The following is an 18,381-nucleotide window of genomic DNA, read 5'->3' on the forward strand; positions in this document are numbered from 1 at the left end:
TCAACGGCAAGTTGACGGCCGTTCCGGACACGTGGTGGACTGCCCAGGCCATGTACGGCGGCAGGAGAGGAAGCCGGTGCGAATCCGGCGCGGTCCCGCCACTGTCACCGGGGAAGAACCCCCGGGAGCCAGGAACTCTCACCGCCGAATCTCGTCGAACCAGGGCGCGGACACCCTGAGTGAGGACAACGATCGCCATGCCCGGCTGCCGAAGGACCCCTGTCAGGCCCGCTCCTGTACCCACGGCCGGCTGAGCCCATGGGTGCCGATCGCTCCTACGCGTACGGCGCCGCCGCCGGCCTTCTCGGGGACCTGCTCCTCGGCGATCCGCGCCGCGGGCACCCGGTCGCCGTGTTCGGGCGGGCGGCCACGGCCGTGGAAGGCGCGTTGTGGCGCGACCACCGCGGCTGGGGCACGCTGCACACCGTCGTGTGCGCGGGCGGCGCCGTCGCCCTCGGCACGGTCGCCGCGCGCGCCGTACGCCCCTCCCCTGCCGCCTCCGCCGCGCTGACCGCCGCTGCCGTCTGGGCGGTCGTCGGCGGCACCTCGCTGGCCCGTGAGGCCGGCACGATCGGGCGGGCGCTGCAGGCCGGGGACGTCGAGGCGGCCCGTGCCCGGCTGCCTCATCTGTGCGGCCGGGACCCGCAGGCGCTGGACGCCGACGGGATCGCGCGGGCCGTGGTCGAGTCGGTCGCCGAGAACACCTCCGACGCCGTCGTGGGCGCGCTGGTGTGGGGCGCGGTGGCCGGGGTGCCGGGGTTGCTCGGGTTCCGGGCCGTCAACACCCTGGACGCGATGGTGGGTCACAAGTCCCCTCGCTACCGCCGCTACGGCTGGGCCTCCGCCCGCCTCGACGACGTGGCCGGCTGGCCGGGGGCACGGCTGACCGCCGTACTCGCCGCCGTGGCCGGACCCGACCCGCGCGGCGCCCTGCGCGCCTGGAAGGCCGACGCCGGCAAGCACCCGAGCCCCAACGCCGGGCCCGTGGAGGCCTCGTTCGCCGGCGCGCTCGGCGTGCGCCTCGGCGGCACCCTCTCCTACGGCGGCCGCGTCGAGCACCGGCCCGTGCTGGGCGGGGCCACGGGCCGGGCCGTCCGGGTCACCGACATCGACCGGGCCGTACGGCTCTCCCGCCGCGTCGGCCTCCTCGCGCTCGGCACCACGGTCGCCGCGCGCCTCCTCGTCAAAAGCCTGAAGGGACGTGGCAAGTGAGCGGGGGACTCCTCGTCGCCGGCACCACCTCCGACGCCGGCAAGAGCGTCGTGACGGCCGGGATCTGCCGGTGGCTGGTGCGTCAGGGAGTGAAGGTCGCGCCGTTCAAGGCGCAGAACATGTCGCTCAACTCCTTCGTGACCCGTCAGGGCGCGGAGATCGGCCGGGCGCAGGCCATGCAGGCCCAGGCCAGCCGGATCGAGCCGACCGCGCTGATGAACCCCGTGCTGCTCAAGCCGGGCGGCGAGCAGAGCAGCCAGGTGGTGCTGCTGGGCAAGCCGGTGGGCGAGCTGAGCGCACGCGGCTACCACGGCGGGCGGCAGCAGAAGCTCCTCGGCACGGTGCTGGACTGTCTCGCCGAGTTGCGGGGCACGTATGACGCGGTGATCTGTGAGGGGGCGGGCAGCCCGGCCGAGATCAATCTGCGCCGGACCGACATCGTGAACATGGGGATCGCGCGGAACGCGCGGCTGCCCGTGCTGGTGGTGGGGGACATCGACCGCGGGGGCGTCTTCGCCTCCTTCTTCGGCACCGTCGCCCTGCTCTCGCCGGAGGACCAGGAGCTGATCGCCGGGTTCCTGGTGAACAAGTTCCGGGGCGATGTCAGCCTGCTGGCGCCCGGGTTGGAGATGCTCCAGGGCCTCACCGGGCGGCGCACCTACGGCGTGCTGCCGTTCCGGCACGGGCTCGGCATCGACGAGGAGGACGGGCTGCGCGTCTCGCTGCGCGGCACGGTCCGCGAGTCGACCGTGTCTCCTCCGGTCGGCGAAGACGTGCTGCGGGTCGCCGTATGCGCGATCCCGCTGATGTCGAACTTCACGGACGTCGACGCCCTCGCCGCCGAACCGGGCGTCGTGGTGCGGTTCGTGGACCGCCCGGAGGAGCTGGCCGACGCGGACCTCGTGGTGATCCCGGGCACGCGCGGGACCGTGCGGGCGCTGGAGTGGCTGCGGGAGCGGGGCCTCGCCGACGCCCTTGTCCGCAGGGCCGCCGATCAGAGGCCCGTCCTCGGCATCTGCGGCGGCTTCCAGATCCTCGGCGAGCACATCGAGGACGAGGTCGAGTCGCGCGCCGGCGCGGTCCCCGGGCTCGGGGTGCTGCCGGTGCGGGTGCGGTTCGCCCGCGAGAAGACGCTCACCCGGCCGGTCGGCGAGGCCCTCGGCGAGCGGGTCGAGGGGTACGAGATCCACCACGGCGTCGCCGAAATCACGGGCGGAGAAGCCTTCCTCGACGGCTGCCGGGTCGGCCGGACCTGGGGCACCCACTGGCACGGCTCGCTGGAGTCGGACGGCTTCCGGCGGGCCTTCCTGCGCGAGGTGGCCGCCGCCGCGGGCCGCCGCTTCGTGCCCGCGCCGGACACCTCCTTCGCCGCGCTGCGCGAGGAGCAGCTCGACCGGCTCGGCGACCTGATCGAACAGCACGCGGACACGGACGCGCTGTGGCGGCTCATCGAGTCGGGCGCGCCGCAAGGACTGCCTTTCATTCCACCGGGAGCGCCCGCATGAGCACAGTGTTGTTGTTGTCCACCGCCGACACGGATCTGCTGGCGGCCCGGGCCTCCGGTGCGGACTACCGCATCGGCAACCCGACCCGGGTGGACGTCGGGCAGGAGCTGCCGGAGCTGCTGGCGGGCGCGGACCTCGCCGTCGTACGGCTGCTGGGCGGCAAGCGGGCCTGGGAGGAGGGGCTCGCCGCGCTGAGGGCGGCCGGGATCCCGACCGTGCTGCTGGGCGGCGAGGCCGTGCCGGACGCGGAGCTGATGGCCGAGTCGTCGGTGCCGGCCGGAGTCGTCGCGGAGGCGCTGCGGTACCTGGTCGAGGGCGGCCCGGCGAACCTGCTGGAGCTGTCCCGGTTCCTGTCCGACACCGTGCTGCTGACCGGCGAGGGCTTCGAGGAGCCGCGCACGATGCCGGCGTACGGCGTCCACGGTGAGCGTGCTCGCGTCGACGGCCGGCCGACGGTGGGCGTGCTCTTCTACCGGGCGCACGAGCTGAGCGGCAACACCGCCTTCGTGGACACCCTCTGCGACGCGATCGAGGCGCGGGGCGCCAACGCCCTTCCGGTGTACTGCGGTTCGCTGCGCGGCGCGGACGCCGGGCTGTACGAGCTGCTGGGCGGGGCCGACGCGCTGATCGCCACCGTGCTCGCGGCGGGCGGCACACACGCCTCGCAAGCCTCGGCGGGCGGTGACGAGGAGGCCTGGGACATCGGCGCCCTCGCCGACCTCGACGTCCCTGTGCTGCAGGGGCTCTGCCTCACCTCGTCGAAGCAGGCCTGGGAGGAGTCGGACGCCGCCCTCTCCCCCATGGACGCGGCGATGCAGGTCGCGATCCCGGAGTTCGACGGCCGCCTGATCACCGTGCCGTTCTCCTTCAAGGAGCAGGGCCCCGACGAGGTCCCGGTGTACGTCGCCGACCCCGAGCGGGCGGGCCGGGTCGCGGGGATCGCCGTACGGCACGCGCAGTTGAAGCACAAGCCGAACGCGGAGAAGAAGGTCGCGCTGGTCTTCACCGCGTACCCCACCAAGCACTCCCGCGTCGGCAACGCGGTCGGTCTGGACACGCCCGCGTCGGCGGTCCGGGTGCTGGACGCACTCCGCGACGCCGGATACGGACTCACCGAATACCCCTCCGGCGGCGACGAGTTGATCCACCGGCTGATCGACGCCGGCGGCCACGATGTCGAGTGGCTGACCGAGGAGCAGCTGGCCGCCGCGCCCGCGCGGGTGCCGCTGGCCGATTACCGGGCGTGGTTCGACACGCTCGACCCGGACCTCAGGGACGCCATGCTGGAGGCGTGGGGCGAGCCGCCGGGCAGCTTGTACGTCGACGGCGACGACATCGTGCTGGCCTCCCTCCGGTTCGGGAACGTCGTGGTCATGATCCAGCCGCCGCGCGGCTTCGGCGAGAACCCGATCGCGATCTACCACGACCCCGACATGCCGCCCTCGCACCACTACATGGCCGCCTACCGCTGGCTGGAGAACAGCTTCGGCGCGGACGCGATCGTGCACATGGGCAAGCACGGCACGATGGAGTGGCTGCCGGGCAAGGGGCTCGGGCTGAGCGCGGGCTGCGCGCCGGACGCCGTCCTCGGTGACCTCCCGCTCATCTACCCGTTCATCGTCAACGACCCCGGCGAGGGAACCCAGGCCAAGCGGCGCGGGCACGCCACGGTCGTCGACCACCTGGTGCCGCCGATGGCGCGCGCCGACACCTACGGTGACCTGGCCAAGCTGGAGCAGCTGCTGGACGAGTACGCGCTCGTCTCCGACCTGGACCCGGCGAAGGCGCCGGCCGTGCGCGCCCAGATCTGGACGCTGGTCAAGGCGGCCGAGCTGCACCACGACCTGCATGTGGACGAGCAGCCGGGCGACGACGACTTCGACGAGTTCGTCATGCACATCGACGGCTATCTGTGCGAGATCAAGGATGTGCAGATCCGCGACGGGCTGCACATCCTGGGCGGCGGCCCGGTCGGTGAGCCGCGCGTGAACCTGGTGCTGGCCGTGCTGCGGGCGTCCCAGGTGTGGGGCGGCCGGGCGAACGCGCTGCCGGGGCTCAGGGCCTGCCTCGCCGCTCATTTCGGGCTGGTGGAGAAGGAGTTGCTGGCCGAGCCGGGGGCGCCGGTGAAGGTGCCGGTGGAGCTGACGGACCTGGTGGAGGGTCCCTCCCGTACGGCCGCCGACGCGATCGACCTGCTGGAGCAGCTGTGCCGGCGGATCGCGGAGGGCATGGAGGAGCGGGCCTGGGAGCGTACGGCCGTGCCCTCCGTTCTGCGCGCCGTGCTCCACGTCGAACTCCCGGACGCCGTCGTGGTGTTGGAGTTCGCGTGCGACGAGGTCGTACCCCGGCTGGCGAAGACCACCGACGAGATCGGGCACATCCTGCGGGCCCTGGACGGCGGTTACGTCCCGGCCGGCCCCTCGGGTTCGCCGACCCGTGGTCTGGTGAACGTCCTGCCGACCGGCCGTAACTTCTACTCGGTCGACCCCAAGGCCATTCCGTCCAGGCTGAGTTGGGAGGTCGGGCAGTCGCTCGCCGACTCGCTGGTGCAGCGGTATCTGAGCGACACGGGCGAGTACCCGCAGTCCGTCGGCCTGACCGTGTGGGGCACGTCCGCGATGCGCACCCAGGGCGACGACATCGCCGAGATCCTGGCGCTGCTGGGCTGCCGTCCGGTGTGGGACGACGCCTCGCGCCGGGTGACGGGCTTCGAGATCGTGCCCCTGGCGGAGCTGGGCCGGCCGCGCATCGACGTCACGGTCCGTATCTCCGGCTTCTTCCGGGACGCGTTCCCGCATGTGGTCGGGCTGATCGACGACGCGGTGCGGGCGGTGGCGGAGCTGGACGAGCCCGCCGAGTCCAACTACGTGCGGGCGCATGTGGAGGAGGACGCGGCCGGGCACGGCGACCGGCGGCGCGCGACGGCCCGCATCTTCGGCTCGAAGCCGGGCGCCTACGGCGCGGGTCTGCTGCCGCTGATCGACGCCCGGAACTGGCGCTCCGACGCCGACCTGGCCGAGGTGTACGCGGTGTGGGGCGGTTACGCCTATGGGCGCGGGCTCGACGGGCGGGCGGCGCGCGGGGACATGGAGACGGCGTTCAGGCGGATCGCGGTGGCGGCGAAGAACGTCGACACCCGCGAGCACGACCTGGTCGACGCCGACGACTACTTCCAGTACCACGGCGGCATGGTGGCGATGGTCCGGCATCTGACCGGCGCCAACCCCGAGGCGTACGTGGGCGACAGTGCCGTACCGGACCAGGTGAAGACCCGCACGCTGGGCGAGGAGACCCACCGTGTCTTCCGTGCGCGGGTGGTCAACCCGCGCTGGATGGCGGCGATGCGCCGGCACGGCTACAAGGGCGCCTTCGAGATGGCGGCGACCGTGGACTACCTGTTCGGCTACGACGCCACCGCAGGCGTGGTCGACGACTGGATGTACGAGAAGCTCAGCGCGGAGTACGTCTTCGACCCGGAGAACCGGGACTTCATGAAGGAGTCCAACCCGTGGGCGCTGCGCGGCATCACCGAGCGGCTCCTTGAGGCGGCGGACCGGGGGCTGTGGGCGGAACCGGACGCGGACACGCTGGAGCGGCTGCGCGCCACGTATCTGGAGCTGGAAGGCGATTTGGAGGGCGACGACCAGTGACAACTCCCTTCCCTTTCACGGCCGTTGTCGGTCAGGACGATCTGCGGCTCGCGCTGCTGCTGAACGCGGTCAGCCCCGCCGTCGGCGGTGTGCTGGTGCGCGGCGAGAAGGGCACGGCCAAGTCGACGGCGGTGCGCGCCCTTTCGGCGCTGCTGCCCGAGGTGGCCGTGGTGTCCGGGTGCCGGTTCTCCTGTGACCCGGCGGCACCGGATCCGGCCTGCCCGGACGGCCCGCACGAGCAGGCGTCCGGTACGGCTCGGCCCGCACGGATGGTCGAGCTGCCCGTCGGCGCCTCCGAGGACCGGCTTGTGGGCGCGCTGGACATCGAGCGGGCGCTCGCCGAGGGCGTGAAGGCGTTCGAGCCGGGGCTGCTGGCCGACGCGCACCGGGGCATCCTCTACGTCGACGAGGTCAACCTCCTCCACGACCATCTGGTCGACCTGCTGCTGGACGCGGCGGCGATGGGTGCCTCGTACGTGGAGCGCGAGGGCGTGTCGGTGCGGCATGCGGCGCGCTTCCTGCTCGTCGGCACGATGAACCCCGAAGAGGGCGAGCTGCGGCCGCAGTTGCTGGACCGGTTCGGGCTGACCGTGGAGGTCGCGGCCTCGCGCGAGCCCGATCAGCGGGTGGAGGTCGTGCGGCGCCGGCTGGCGTACGACGACGACCCGCGCGGGTTCGCCGCGCGGTGGGCGGACAAAGAGGCTGCCGTACGCCAACGGATCGTGGCGGCACGGGAGTTGCTGCCGCAGGTGCGGCTGGGAGACGGGGCGCTCCGGCAGATCGCGGCGACCTGTGCCGCCTTCGAGGTGGACGGCATGCGGGCCGACATCGTGATGGCGCGTACGGCGACCGCGCTGGCCGCATGGGCCGGGCGGACCGACGTGCTCGCCGAGGACGTACGGCAGGCGGCGCTGCTCGCGCTGCCGCACCGCAGGCGCCGTAACCCCTTCGACGCTCCCGGTCTGGACGAGGACAAGCTGGACGAGACCCTGGAGCAGTTCTCCGGGGACGACTCGCAGGGGGATGAGGATCCTGATCCCGACGGGCCCGGGGGCGGCGGGCAGCCGGCGCCCGACAGCGGTCCGCAGGGCGGCGGGGACACCGCCGCCCGCCCTGAGGCCGGTGAGGGCGGGGAGCCGCAGGCGTCCGGCGGGCGGGAGCAGTCGGCCGTACGGGCCGCCGAGCCGTTCCGGACCAAGGTGCTGAGCGTGCCCGGGATCGGTGAGGGTGCCGCCGGGCGGCGCTCGCGGGCGCGGACCGAGCACGGGCGGACCACCGGGGCCCGCCGGCCCCAGGGGGCGCTGACCAAGCTGCATCTGGCCGCGACCGTGCAGGCCGCCGCCCCGCACCAGCGGGTGCGCGGCCGGTCCGGGCCGGGGCTGGTGATCCGCCGGGACGATCTGCGGCAGGCGACCAGGGAGGGCCGCGAGGGCAACCTCGTGCTGTTCGTCGTGGACGCCTCCGGGTCGATGGCGGCGCGGCAGCGGATGAGCGCCGTGAAGGGTGCGGTGCTGTCGCTGCTGCTCGACGCCTATCAGCGGCGGGACAAGGTGGGGCTGGTGACCTTCCGGGGAGCCGGTGCTGATGTCGCGCTGCCGCCGACGTCCTCCGTGGATGCCGCCGCCGTACGGCTGGAGTCGCTGCCGACGGGTGGGCGTACGCCGCTGGCGGCCGGGCTGCTCACGGCACATGACGTGCTGCGGGTGGAGCGGTTGCGGGATCCGGCGCGCCGGGCGCTGATGGTCGTGGTCACCGACGGGCGGGCCACCGGTGGCCCGGAGCCGGTGGCGCTGGCCGGGCGGGCGGCGCGGCTGTTCGCGGCCGAGTCGGTCGCCTCGGTGGTCGTGGACTGCGAGTCGGGTCCGGTGCGGCTGGGGCTGGCCGGGCAGCTCGCGGGCGAGCTGGGCGGTACGGCCGTCACGCTGGACGAGCTGCGGGCGGACTCGATCGCCGGGCTGGTCAAGGGAATGCAGAGCAGGAGGGCCGCGTAATGCCGCAAGGACAGCCGAGTGTCGTACCGGACGACGGACTGACGACCCGTCAGCGCCGGAACCGTCCGCTGGTCGTCGTGCACACGGGCGTCGGCAAGGGCAAGTCCACCGCCGCGTTCGGGCTCGCGCTGCGTGCCTGGAACCAGGGGTGGCCGATCGGGGTGTTCCAGTTCGTCAAGTCGGCGAAGTGGAAGGTCGGCGAGGAGAACGCGCTGCGCGTGCTCGGCGCCTCCGGCGAGGGCGGCACCGTCGACTGGCACAAGATGGGCGAGGGCTGGTCGTGGGTGCAGCGGGACGCCCAGATGGACAACGAGGAGAAGGCCCGGGAGGGCTGGGAGCAGGTCAAGCGGGACCTGGCGGCCGAGACGTACCGGCTGTACGTGCTGGACGAGTTCGCCTATCCGATGCACTGGGGATGGGTGGACACCGATGAGGTGATCGAGGTGCTGCGGGACCGGCCGGGCACCCAGCACGTCGTCATCACCGGGCGGAACGCGCCGGAGAAACTGGTCGACTTCGCAGACCTGGTGACCGACATGTCCAAGGTCAAGCACCCCATGGACGTGGGCCAGAAGGGGCAGAAGGGCATCGAGTGGTGATGTCGTCGGTGCCACGGCTGGTCATCGCCGCGCCCTCCTCGGGCAGCGGCAAGACCACCGTGGCCACGGGGCTGATGGCCGCGTTCGCCGCGCGGGGGCTCGCCGTGTCCCCGCACAAGGTCGGGCCGGACTACATCGACCCCGGGTACCACGCGCTCGCGACCGGGCGGGTCGGGCGGAACCTGGACGCCTACCTGTGCGGGCCGGAGCTGATCGCTCCGCTGTTCCTGCATGGGGCGCGGGGGTGCGACCTGGCCGTGGTCGAGGGTGTGATGGGGCTGTACGACGGGGCGGCGGGCGAAGGCGAGCTGGCCTCCACCGCGCATGTGGCCAAGCTGCTGGGCGCTCCGGTGGTGCTGGTGGTCGACGCGTCGTCGCAGTCCCGGTCCGTGGCCGCGCTGGTGCACGGATTCGCTTCCTGGGATCCGGGGGTGCGGGTCGGGGGTGTGATCCTCAACAAGGTCGGGTCCGACCGGCATGAGGAGTTGCTGCGGGAGGCGTTGGATTCGGCCGGCGTGCCGGTGCTGGGTGCCGTGCGGCGGGCTCAGCAGGTGGACACGCCTTCTCGGCACCTTGGGCTGGTGCCGGTCGCCGAGCGGGGCTCCGCCGCGGTCGAGGCCGTCGCCGCGATGGCTGCGCAGGTGTCCGCCGGCTGTGACCTGGCGGCGCTGGAGGCGCTGGCCCGTGCTGCCGGTCCCGTACCAGGGGGCTGCGACCCCTGGACCCCCGCCTCGCCCGCCCTCCACGCGACTCGCTCGGCCGGGAAGCGAGGGCAGGGCGGGCCCGAACCGTCGGCCGGGAATCCGGCCCCCGTCGTCGCCGTCGCCGGTGGGCCCGCCTTCACCTTCTCCTACGCCGAGCACACCGAGCTGCTCGCCGCAGCCGGTGCCGACGTCGTCACCTTCGATCCCCTCCGTGACGAGCAACTGCCGGAAGGCACCGCAGGGTTGGTCATCGGTGGGGGGTTCCCCGAGGTGTACGCCGGTGAGCTGGCCGCCAACGAGCCGTTGCGCAAGGCCGTCGCGGAGCTGGCCCTCGGTGGCGCCCCCGTGGCCGCCGAATGTGCCGGACTGCTCTATCTCTGCCGGGAGTTGGACGGGCAGCCCATGTGCGGGGTGCTGGCTGCCACCGCGCGGATGACGCAGCGGCTGACGCTCGGTTACCGGGACGCCGTGGCCGTGGGGGACAGTGTGCTGGCCGTCGCCGGGACGCGGATGCGGGGGCACGAGTTCCATCGCACTGTTGTCGAGCCCGGCGCCGGGGCGGCTCCCGCCTGGGGAGTGCGGGCGCCCGTACGGCGGGTGGAAGGTTTCGTACAGCAGGGCGTGCACGCGAGTTATCTGCACACGCACTGGGCGGCCGAGCCCGGTGTGGCCCGTCGGTTCGTGGAGAGGTGCCGGACGTCATGAGCAGCAGGCTGGTCGGGGTCGGGGTGGGTCCTGGTGACCCGGAGCTGGTGACCGTCAAGGGGGTCAACGCCCTGCGCGCGGCCGATGTCGTCGTCGTACCCGTCATGGACACCGGTGAGCGGGGGCGGGCCGAGGCGACCGTGCTGCACTACGTGGGCGCGGAGAAGGTCGTCCGGGTGGTGTTCGCGCTGAACGAGCGGACCGACCGGGCGCGCCGGGAGGCCGCCTGGGACGCGGCGGGTGAGCGGGTCGCCGAGCTGCTGCGGCGGCACGGGTCCGTCGCCTTCGCCACCATCGGCGACCCCAATGTGTACTCGACGTTCACGTATCTCGCGCAGACCATCGTGGCGCTCGTGCCGGACGTGGTCGTCGAGACCGTGCCCGGGATCACCGCCATGCAGGATCTCGCGGCGCGCTCCGGTGCCGTGCTGACCGAGGGAACCGAGCCGCTGACCCTCGTACCGGTCACGGCCGGGTCCGCCGTGCTCAAGGACGCGCTGGCGGGGCCGGGGACGGTTGTCGCGTACAAGTTCGGGCGGCAGGCCGCCGAGGTCGCGGAGGCGCTCACGGAGACCGGGCGGCTGGCGGACGCCGTGTGGGGTTCGGCGCTGGGTCTGGCGGAGGAGTCGGTGCGGCCGGCCGCCGAGCTGGACGGGGAGCCGCTGCCGTACCTCTCCACGCTGATCGCGCCGCCGCGCCGGGACGGCGGACGGGGCGGGAAGCTGTGACCCGCCCCCTCGGGGTGCGCGGTCCCGTCGGATCAGCCGCCGGAGATGCCGACCACCAGCCAGACGAAGGCCGCGCCCGCCACCGTGCACAGCAGGGTGGAGCGCGCGGGGTGCTCGTGGTGGGCCTCGGGGAGGATCTCGGCGGCGGCGAGATAGAGCAGCGCGCCGCCGAAGAGGCCCAGGTAGCCGCCGAGCAGCGGTTCGGGGATGTGGAAGAAGACCGTCGACAGCGCGCCCAGCACCGGTGCGCAGGCGTCGGCCACCAGCATGGCCACGGCCCGGCGGCGGGCGTTGCCGTACAGGCTGGTGATGGTGAAGGTGTTGAAGCCGTCGGCGAAGTCGTGCGCGATCACGGCGAGCGCGACGGCCGCGCCCATGCCGCCGCCCACCTGGAAGGCGGCGCCGATCGCCACGCCGTCCATGGCGCTGTGCCCCACCATCGCACCGGCCGCCGCCAGGCCCACCTCGGGCGCCCGGTGCCGGTGCCCCTCGGCTCCGCCGTGCGGGGCCTGCCGGGCGGCCAGGGTGCGTTCGACCAGATGGGCCAGCAGGAAGCCTGCCACGAACAGCAGCAGGGCGGCGGGTACGCCGAAGATCTCGCGGCCGGCGGCGTGCAGCGCCTCCGGGAGCAGGTCCAGGCCGACCACGCCCAGCATCAGTCCGCCGGCCAGGCCCAGGACCAGATGCCGACGGTCGGTCACCCGCTGTGCCGTCCAGCCGCCGGCCAGCGTCATCAGGAACGCGCCGAGCGCGACGAAGACCGCCATAGGCCCTTGCTATCCGATGGAGGCGCCTTCGCGCACATCCGGCGCCTCCCATATCGCCCTACACCCTGACATTTCGCTGCTCCCGCAGTGTGTTTTCCGTACGAGAGGACCTTTCCCATGGCCGATGCCACTGCCGATGCCAAGGGCGACGCCACTGCCGATGCCAGGGGCGACGCCCCCGCCGGCAAGGTGACGTTCGTCGGTGCCGGCCCCGGCGCCGCCGATCTGCTGACGTTCCGCGCCGCGCGCGCGATCGCGGACGCGGACGTGGTGATCTGGGCGGCCAGCCTGGTCCAGGCGGAGGTGCTGGAGCACGCGCGCGCGGACGCGGAGATCCTGGACTCGGCGACCATGTCCCTGGAGGACGTCGTCGCCGTCTACCGGCGCGCCCGCGCCGAGGGCTTGAAGGTGGCCCGGATCCACTCCGGCGACCCGGCGCTGTGGGGCGGCACGCAGGAGCAGCTGGACCGGTGCGCCGAGATCGGGATCGCGACCGAGGTCGTCCCCGGTGTGTCGGCGTTCTCGGCCGTGGCCGCGCTCGCGCAGCGCGAGCTGACCATCCCCGAGGTGGCGCAGTCCGTCGTCCTCACCCGGCTGGGCGGCGGCAAGACGCCGATGCCGCCCGGCGAGGAGGTACGGGAGTTCGCCCGGCACGGTACGACGATGGCGATCTTCCTGTCGGCGGCGCGCAGCGGGCAGCTGGTGCGCGAGCTGCTGGAGGGCGGCTACCCGACGGACACCCCCGTGGTCATCGCCTACCAGGCGACCTGGCCGGAGGAACTGCTCGTGAACTGCACGATCGGCACGCTGGAGGAGACGGTCAAGGAGCACAAGCTCTGGAAGCACACGCTCTTCCTGGTCGGCCCGGCGCTGGACGCGCACGGGACGCGGTCGCACCTGTACCACCCGGGGCACTTCCACGGCTACCGCAAGGCCGACCCGGAGGCCCGGCGGGCCCTGCGCGAGCGGGGAGCGAGCAGTTGATCACGGTCGTCGGCGCGGGGACCGGGGCGCCGGTTCCCGAGGACGCCGTGGCGGGGGCCGCGCTCGTCGTCGGCGGGCGGCGGCACCTGGACGCCGTACGGCTGCCCGAGGCGGCCGAGCGGATCGTCCTCGGGCCGCTGGCGCCCGCCCTGGACACGATCGCCGGGTACGTGGCGAAAGAGCTCCCGGTGCTCGTGCTGGCCTCCGGGGACCCCGGGTTCTTCGGGATCGTGCGGGCGCTGGCCGAGCGGTTCGGGGCCGGGCTGCTGGACGTGCGGCCCGGGGTGTCGTCCGTGGCGACGGCGTTCGCGCGGCTCGGGCTGCCCTGGGACGACGCGGTCGTGGTCAGCGCGCACGGGCGGGAGCTGCGCACAGCCGTGAACGTCTGCCGGGCCCGGCCCAAGGTGGCCGTCCTCACCGGGCCGGGGGCCGGGCCCGCCGAGCTGGGCGCCGCGCTCACCGGGTGCGACCGGGTGCTGGTCGTGGCGAGCGCGCTCGGCGATCCGGCGCGCGAGCGCGTGGAGCGGGTGACGCCCGCCGAGGCGGCGGCCCGGGACTGGGGTACGGCGGTGAGCGTGGTGCTGTGCCTGGACGAGGCGCGGGCGCTCGGCGCGGTGCGTACGGTCGCCGGGGTACCGGAGCAGCCCGGCCGGTGGGCGCTGGAGGAGTACGAGATCGCGCACCGGGACTCGATGATCACCAAGTTCGAGGTGCGTGCGCTGGCCCTGGCCCGGCTCGGGCCCCGGCTCGGCGACCTGGTGTGGGATGTCGGCGCCGGGTCGGGCTCGGTGGCGGTGGAGTGCGCGCGGCTCGGCGCTGCCGTCGTCGCCGTCGAGAAGACCGGCGAGGGGGTCGGGCTGATCCGCGCCAACGCGGCCGCGCACGGCGTCGAGGTGGACGTGGTGCACGGGGCGGCACCGGACGCGCTGGCCGGACTGGACACCCCCGACGCCGTGTTCATCGGCGGCGGCGGGCGTGATCTTCCCGGCATCGTCGGCGCGTGCGCGCGGCGGGCGCGGCGGTCGGTCGTCGTCGCGATGGCGGCCCTGGACCGGGTGCCGACGGCACGCGAGGCGCTCGTGGCGGCCGGGTTCGCCTGTGGCGGGGTGCTGCTCCAGTCCTCGCGGCTGGCGCCGCTGCCGGGGAATGTGACCCGGCTCGCGGCGACCAATCCTGTGTTTCTGCTCTGGGGCGAGAGATTTCTGGCGTCTAGTGAAGGAGTTCCTCAGTGATCGGCCTGATTTCCGCCACCGCGGCGGGGGCGGCGGCGCGCGACCGGCTGGCCGCGGCGTGGCCGTCGCGGACGCGGGTGTACGAGGGTCCCGTCGGGGAGGCGGTGCGGGCCGCGTTCGCGGAGTGCGAGCAGCTGGTGTGCTTCCTGGCGACGGGGGCGACCGTACGACTGCTCGCGCCGCTGCTCGGTGACAAGACGGCGGACCCGGGTGTGGTGTGCGTGGACGAGGGCGGCCGGTACGCCGTGTCGCTGGTCGGCGGACACGGCGGCGGCGCCAACGAACTCGCCCGCAAGGTGGGCGAGTTGCTGGGGGCGGAGCCCGTGGTGACGACCGCGACGGACTCCGTCGGGCTGCCGGGGCTGGACACGCTCGGGCTGCCGTACGAGGGTGCGGTGGCCGCGGTCTCGCGGGCGCTGCTGGACGGCGAACCGGTCCGGCTGGAGGCGGAGTCGGCCTGGCCGCTGCCGCCGCTGCCGACGTCGGCGCAGGGCTCGTACACGATCAGGCTGACGGACCGGGCCGTCGAACCCGGCGAGCGCGAGGTACTGCTCCGGCCGCCGTCACTCGTGGTCGGAGTCGGCGCCTCCCAGGGGGCGCCGGCGCAGGAGGTGCTCGGGCTGGTCGAGGAGACGCTCGCGCAGGCGGGCCTCTCGGTCACGTCCGTCGCCGAACTGGCCACCGTGGACGCCAAGTCGGCGGAGCCGGGCATCGTGGCGGCCGCCGAGCGGCTGGGGGTGCCCCTGGTGACGTACTCCGCCGAGGAGCTGGCGGCCGTCGAGGTGCCCAACCCGTCGGACGCGCCGCTCGCGGCCGTCGGCACTCCGTCCGTGGCGGAGGCCGCGGCCCTGGTCCGGGGCGGCGAACTCCTCGTACCGAAGCGGAAGTCCGTACGCGCCGACGGCCGGCCCGCCATGGCGACCTGTGCCGTGGTGCGGCGTCCGGCGCGCGGGCGGCTCGCGGTGGTCGGGCTCGGACCCGGCGCCCGGGACCTGCTCACCCCGCGTGCCACGGCCGAACTCCGGCGCGCTTCCGTGCTGGTGGGCCTCGACCAGTACGTCGACCAGATCCGCGATCTGCTGCGGCCGGGCACCCGGGTGCTGGAGTCCGGGCTCGGCGCCGAGGAGGAGCGGGCCCGTACGGCGGTCGCGGAGGCCCGCAAGGGGCACGCGGTGGCGCTGATCGGCAGCGGGGACGCGGGCGTGTACGCGATGGCGTCCCCCGCACTGGCCGAGGCGTCCGACGACATCGACGTGGTCGGGGTGCCCGGGGTGACGGCCGCGCTGGCCGCCGGGGCGATCCTCGGTGCGCCGCTGGGCCACGACCATGTGTCCATCAGCCTGTCCGACCTGCACACGCCGTGGGAGGTCATCGAGCGGCGGGTGCGGGCGGCGGCCGAGGCGGACCTCGTCGTCACCTTCTACAACCCGCGTTCGCGGGGCCGCGACTGGCAGCTGCCCAAGGCGCTCGCGATCCTCGCCGGGCACCGGGAGCCGACGACGCCCGTCGGTGTCGTACGCAACGCGTCCCGGCCGGACGAGTCGAGCCGGGTGACCACCCTCGGCGCGCTCGATCCGGCGACGGTCGACATGATGACGGTCGTGACGGTGGGCAACACCGCGACCCGGAACATCGCGGGGCGCATGGTGACCCCGCGCGGCTACCGCTGGCAGGCGTCGCAGGAGGAGGCCCGGTGAACCGTGTCGTCCACCCGATCGAGCAGGAGTCCTACCGGCGGCTGCGCGCCCGGCTGGACACCTCGCACTTCCCGCCGTTGACGAGGGCGGTGGTGGAGCGGGTCATCCACTCCGCCGCCGACCTGGACTACGCCGGCGACCTCGTCATGGCCGAGAGCGACCTGGCGAAGGCCCATGCGGCGCTGCACGCCGGGGCGCCGGTCGTCGTCGACGTCGAGATGGTGGGCGCCGGGATCACCCGGCGCGAGACCGTCTGCCGGCTGAAGGACGCCGAGGCCGGCCCCGGCCTGACGCGTTCGGCGCACGCGATCCGGCTCGCCTACGAGCAGGTCGGCCCGGGTGCCCTCTGGGTGATCGGCAACGCGCCGACCGCCCTGGAGGAGCTGCTCACCCTGAACGCCTCCCCCGCGCTCGTCATCGGCCTGCCCGTCGGCTTCGTCGGGGCGGTCGAGTCCAAGGCCGCGCTCCGCGAGAGCGGGCTGCCCGCCGTGAGCAACGTGTCCGAGAAGGGCGGGTCGGCGGTGGCCGCCGCCGCGCTCAACGCCCTGCTGTACCACCCCACTTCATCCGAGGAGACCCCGTGACCACCCCGCCGCCCGCCCTGCTCATCGCCGGTCACGGCACCCGGGACGAGGCCGGAGCCGAGGCGTTCCGCGACTTCGTCCGGGAGCTGGGCCGCCGCCACCCCGAACTGCCCGTCGCGGGCGGCTTCATCGAGCTGTCCCCGCCGCCGCTCGGCGAGGCCGTCGCCGAGCTGGTCGAGCGGGGGGTACGACGGTTCGCGGCGGTGCCGCTGATGCTGGTGTCCGCCGGGCACGCCAAGGGTGACATCCCGGCCGCGCTGGCCCGCGAGAAGGAACGGCACCCGGGGATCTCGTACGCCTACGGCCGTCCGCTGGGCCCGCACCCGGCGCTGCTGGGCGTGCTGGAGCGACGGCTGGACGAGGCGCTGGGCTCCTCCGGGCGGAGCCCCGAGGACCGGTCGGACGTGACCGTGCTGCTGGTCGGGCGCGGCTCGACCGACCCGGACGCCAACGCCGAGGTGTACAAGGCGGCCCGGCTGCTGTGGGAGGGGCGCGGGTACGCCGGTGTGGAGACGGCGTTCGTGTCGCTGGCGGCGCCGGACGTGCCGAGCGGGCTGGACCGGTGCGTGCAGCTGGGGGCGAAGCGGATCGTCGTGCTCCCCTACTTCCTGTTCACCGGGATCCTGCCGGACCGGGTGCGGCAGCAGACCGAGGGCTGGGCGGCCGCGCACCCGGAGGTCGAGGTGCGCTCCGCCGAGGTCATCGGGCCCGAGCCGGAGCTGCTGGACCTGGTGATGGAGCGGTACACGGAGGCGGTCGAGGGCGATCTGCGGATGAACTGCGACTCGTGCGTGTACCGGATCGCGCTGCCGGGCTTCGAGGACAAGGTGGGGCTGCCGCAGCAGCCGCACTTCCACCCGGACGACGACGGGCACCACGGCCATGGACACGGGCACGGGCACGGGCAGCACCATCACGGGGGGCACTCGCACAGCCATGCACACTGAGGACAGCGGGCACGATCTGCGGCATCACGGCGACGCCGAGGTCCGTGACGACGGCTCGGCGCTGGTGGACCTCGCCGTCAACGTCCGCGCGGACACTCCCCCGGCGTGGCTGCGGGAACGCATCGCCGAGTCGCTGGGCTCGCTCGCGGCCTACCCGGACGGGCGGGCCGCGCGGGCGGCGGTGGCGGCGCGGCACGGGCTGCCGGTGGAGCGGGTGCTGCTGACGGCCGGGGCGGCGGAGGCGTTCGTGCTGCTGGCGCGCGCGCTGAAGGTACGGCAACCCGTCGTCGTGCACCCGCAGTTCACCGAGCCGGAGGCCGCGCTGCGGGACGCGGGCCACACCGTGGAGCGGGTGCTGCTGCGGGAGGCGGACGGGTTCCGGCTGGATCCGGCGGCTGTGCCGGAGGAGGCCGACCTGGTGGTGATCGGGAATCCGACCAACCCCACGTCGGTACTGCATCCGGCGGACACGATCGCCCGGCTCGCCCGTCATGGGCGGACGCTGGTGGTGGACGAGGCGTTCATGGACGCGGTGCCGGGTGAGCGGGAGACGCTGGCCGGGCGGACCGACGTACCGGGTCTGGTGGTGCTGCGCAGCCTGACCAAGACCTGGGGGCTGGCCGGGCTGCGGATCGGGTATGTGCTGGCCGCGCCGGAGACCATCGGGTCGCTGGAGCAGGCCCAGCCGCTGTGGCCGGTGTCCACGCCGGCGCTGGCCGCGGCCGAGGCGTGCATGACGCCCCGGGCGCTGGCGGAGGCGGGGCATGCGGCGCATCGGATCGCGGCGGACCGGGCCCATCTGGTGGCGGGGCTCTCCGCATTCGCCGACCGGGGTGTCTCGGTGGCCGGTCCGGCGGAGGGGTCGTTCGTGCTGGTCCGGATGCCGGGGGCGGCCGGGGTACGACGCCGGCTGCGTGAGCTCGGCTACGCCGTGCGCCGGGGTGACACGTTTCCGGGGCTCGGCGAGGAATGGGTACGGATGGCGGTACGGGACCGGGTCACGGTGAACGGGTTCCTGAAGGCGCTGTCCGTCGCGCTGCCGTAGCCGGGGCTCCGCCCCAGATCCAGCCAGGGGC

At 74.0% G+C, this 18,381-nt stretch carries 14 protein-coding genes and 1 riboswitch; of the genes, 13 read left to right on the forward strand and 1 reads right to left on the reverse strand.

Features of this window, described 5'->3' with window-relative positions; genetic code table 11:
- Nucleotides 1-18: 18 nt before the first annotated feature.
- A riboswitch (cobalamin riboswitch) is annotated at nucleotides 19-161 on the forward strand.
- A gap of 97 nt (nucleotides 162-258) precedes the next feature.
- Genes LE548_RS33555 through cobI form a run of 7 tightly spaced genes read left to right on the forward strand, consistent with a single transcriptional unit; the run spans nucleotide 259 to nucleotide 11,094 of the window.
- Nucleotides 259-1,212: a cobalamin biosynthesis protein gene (locus tag LE548_RS33555; RefSeq protein ID WP_225100785.1), complete on the forward strand. Its 954-nt coding sequence runs from the start codon at nucleotides 259-261 to the stop codon at nucleotides 1,210-1,212.
- Nucleotides 1,209-2,717 (forward strand): cobyric acid synthase, encoded by a 1,509-nt coding sequence (locus LE548_RS33560; RefSeq protein ID WP_225100786.1) that lies wholly within the window; start codon nucleotides 1,209-1,211, stop codon nucleotides 2,715-2,717. The genes LE548_RS33555 and LE548_RS33560 overlap by 4 nt, the downstream gene beginning before the upstream one ends.
- Nucleotides 2,714-6,367 (forward strand): cobaltochelatase subunit CobN, encoded by a 3,654-nt coding sequence (gene cobN / locus LE548_RS33565; RefSeq protein WP_225100787.1) that lies wholly within the window; start codon nucleotides 2,714-2,716, stop codon nucleotides 6,365-6,367. Before LE548_RS33560 ends, cobN begins: the two co-directional genes overlap by 4 nt.
- On the forward strand, nucleotides 6,364-8,358 hold the full coding sequence (locus tag LE548_RS33570) for a putative cobaltochelatase (protein WP_225100788.1): 1,995 nt from the start codon (nucleotides 6,364-6,366) through the stop codon (nucleotides 8,356-8,358). The genes cobN and LE548_RS33570 overlap by 4 nt, the downstream gene beginning before the upstream one ends.
- A complete protein-coding gene (gene cobO / locus LE548_RS33575) occupies nucleotides 8,358-8,957 on the forward strand; it encodes a cob(I)yrinic acid a,c-diamide adenosyltransferase (protein WP_201818749.1) in 600 nt (199 codons plus the stop codon). The genes LE548_RS33570 and cobO overlap by 1 nt, the downstream gene beginning before the upstream one ends.
- Nucleotides 8,957-10,366, forward strand: coding sequence for a cobyrinate a,c-diamide synthase (locus LE548_RS33580; protein WP_225100789.1), 1,410 nt, complete (start codon nucleotides 8,957-8,959; stop codon nucleotides 10,364-10,366). The genes cobO and LE548_RS33580 overlap by 1 nt, the downstream gene beginning before the upstream one ends.
- A complete protein-coding gene (cobI, locus tag LE548_RS33585) occupies nucleotides 10,363-11,094 on the forward strand; it encodes a precorrin-2 C(20)-methyltransferase (protein WP_225100790.1) in 732 nt (243 codons plus the stop codon). The genes LE548_RS33580 and cobI overlap by 4 nt, the downstream gene beginning before the upstream one ends.
- A gap of 32 nt (nucleotides 11,095-11,126) precedes the next feature.
- Here the strand turns inward: cobI and LE548_RS33590 are convergent, their stop codons facing one another.
- Nucleotides 11,127-11,861, reverse strand: coding sequence for a ZIP family metal transporter (locus LE548_RS33590; protein WP_225100791.1), 735 nt, complete (start codon nucleotides 11,859-11,861; stop codon nucleotides 11,127-11,129).
- A gap of 117 nt (nucleotides 11,862-11,978) precedes the next feature.
- On the opposite strand from LE548_RS33590, the gene cobM reads away from it, so the two are divergent.
- From cobM to cobC, 6 genes are read left to right on the forward strand one after another with little or no spacing between them, the layout of a single operon-like run.
- Complete coding sequence (cobM, locus tag LE548_RS33595) at nucleotides 11,979-12,845, forward strand: precorrin-4 C(11)-methyltransferase (protein ID WP_225100792.1); 867 nt, start codon at nucleotides 11,979-11,981, stop codon at nucleotides 12,843-12,845.
- A complete protein-coding gene (gene cbiE / locus LE548_RS33600; RefSeq protein WP_225100793.1) occupies nucleotides 12,842-14,077 on the forward strand; it encodes a precorrin-6y C5,15-methyltransferase (decarboxylating) subunit CbiE in 1,236 nt (411 codons plus the stop codon). The genes cobM and cbiE overlap by 4 nt, the downstream gene beginning before the upstream one ends.
- A complete protein-coding gene (cobJ, locus tag LE548_RS33605) occupies nucleotides 14,074-15,774 on the forward strand; it encodes a precorrin-3B C(17)-methyltransferase (protein WP_225100794.1) in 1,701 nt (566 codons plus the stop codon). The genes cbiE and cobJ overlap by 4 nt, the downstream gene beginning before the upstream one ends.
- A complete protein-coding gene (locus tag LE548_RS33610; protein ID WP_225100795.1) occupies nucleotides 15,771-16,358 on the forward strand; it encodes a precorrin-8X methylmutase in 588 nt (195 codons plus the stop codon). The genes cobJ and LE548_RS33610 overlap by 4 nt, the downstream gene beginning before the upstream one ends.
- A complete protein-coding gene (locus LE548_RS33615; protein ID WP_225100796.1) occupies nucleotides 16,355-17,305 on the forward strand; it encodes a sirohydrochlorin chelatase in 951 nt (316 codons plus the stop codon). The genes LE548_RS33610 and LE548_RS33615 overlap by 4 nt, the downstream gene beginning before the upstream one ends.
- Nucleotides 17,295-18,350 (forward strand): Rv2231c family pyridoxal phosphate-dependent protein CobC, encoded by a 1,056-nt coding sequence (cobC, locus tag LE548_RS33620; protein ID WP_225100797.1) that lies wholly within the window; start codon nucleotides 17,295-17,297, stop codon nucleotides 18,348-18,350. The genes LE548_RS33615 and cobC overlap by 11 nt, the downstream gene beginning before the upstream one ends.
- Nucleotides 18,351-18,381: the final 31 nt, after the last annotated feature.

Origin of the sequence: Streptomyces sp. CoH27 (genome assembly GCF_020181035.1) — a bacterium.
Lineage (GTDB): Bacteria > Actinomycetota > Actinomycetes > Streptomycetales > Streptomycetaceae > Streptomyces > Streptomyces camelliae.

What these genes read in the sequence shown, in the direction of transcription:
- LE548_RS33555 (WP_225100785.1), top strand. Translation starts at nt 259, where the DNA reads ATGGGTGCCGATCGCTCCTACGCGTACGGCGCCGCCGCCGGCCTTCTC.
- cobN (WP_225100787.1), top strand. Translation starts at nt 2,714, where the DNA reads ATGAGCACAGTGTTGTTGTTGTCCACCGCCGACACGGATCTGCTGGCG.
- cobO (WP_201818749.1), top strand. Translation starts at nt 8,358, where the DNA reads ATGCCGCAAGGACAGCCGAGTGTCGTACCGGACGACGGACTGACGACC.
- LE548_RS33580 (WP_225100789.1), top strand. Translation starts at nt 8,957, where the DNA reads ATGTCGTCGGTGCCACGGCTGGTCATCGCCGCGCCCTCCTCGGGCAGC.
- cobI (WP_225100790.1), top strand. Translation starts at nt 10,363, where the DNA reads ATGAGCAGCAGGCTGGTCGGGGTCGGGGTGGGTCCTGGTGACCCGGAG.
- LE548_RS33590 (WP_225100791.1), bottom strand. Translation starts at nt 11,861, where the DNA reads ATGGCGGTCTTCGTCGCGCTCGGCGCGTTCCTGATGACGCTGGCCGGC.
- cobM (WP_225100792.1), top strand. Translation starts at nt 11,979, where the DNA reads ATGGCCGATGCCACTGCCGATGCCAAGGGCGACGCCACTGCCGATGCC.
- cobC (WP_225100797.1), top strand. Translation starts at nt 17,295, where the DNA reads ATGCACACTGAGGACAGCGGGCACGATCTGCGGCATCACGGCGACGCC.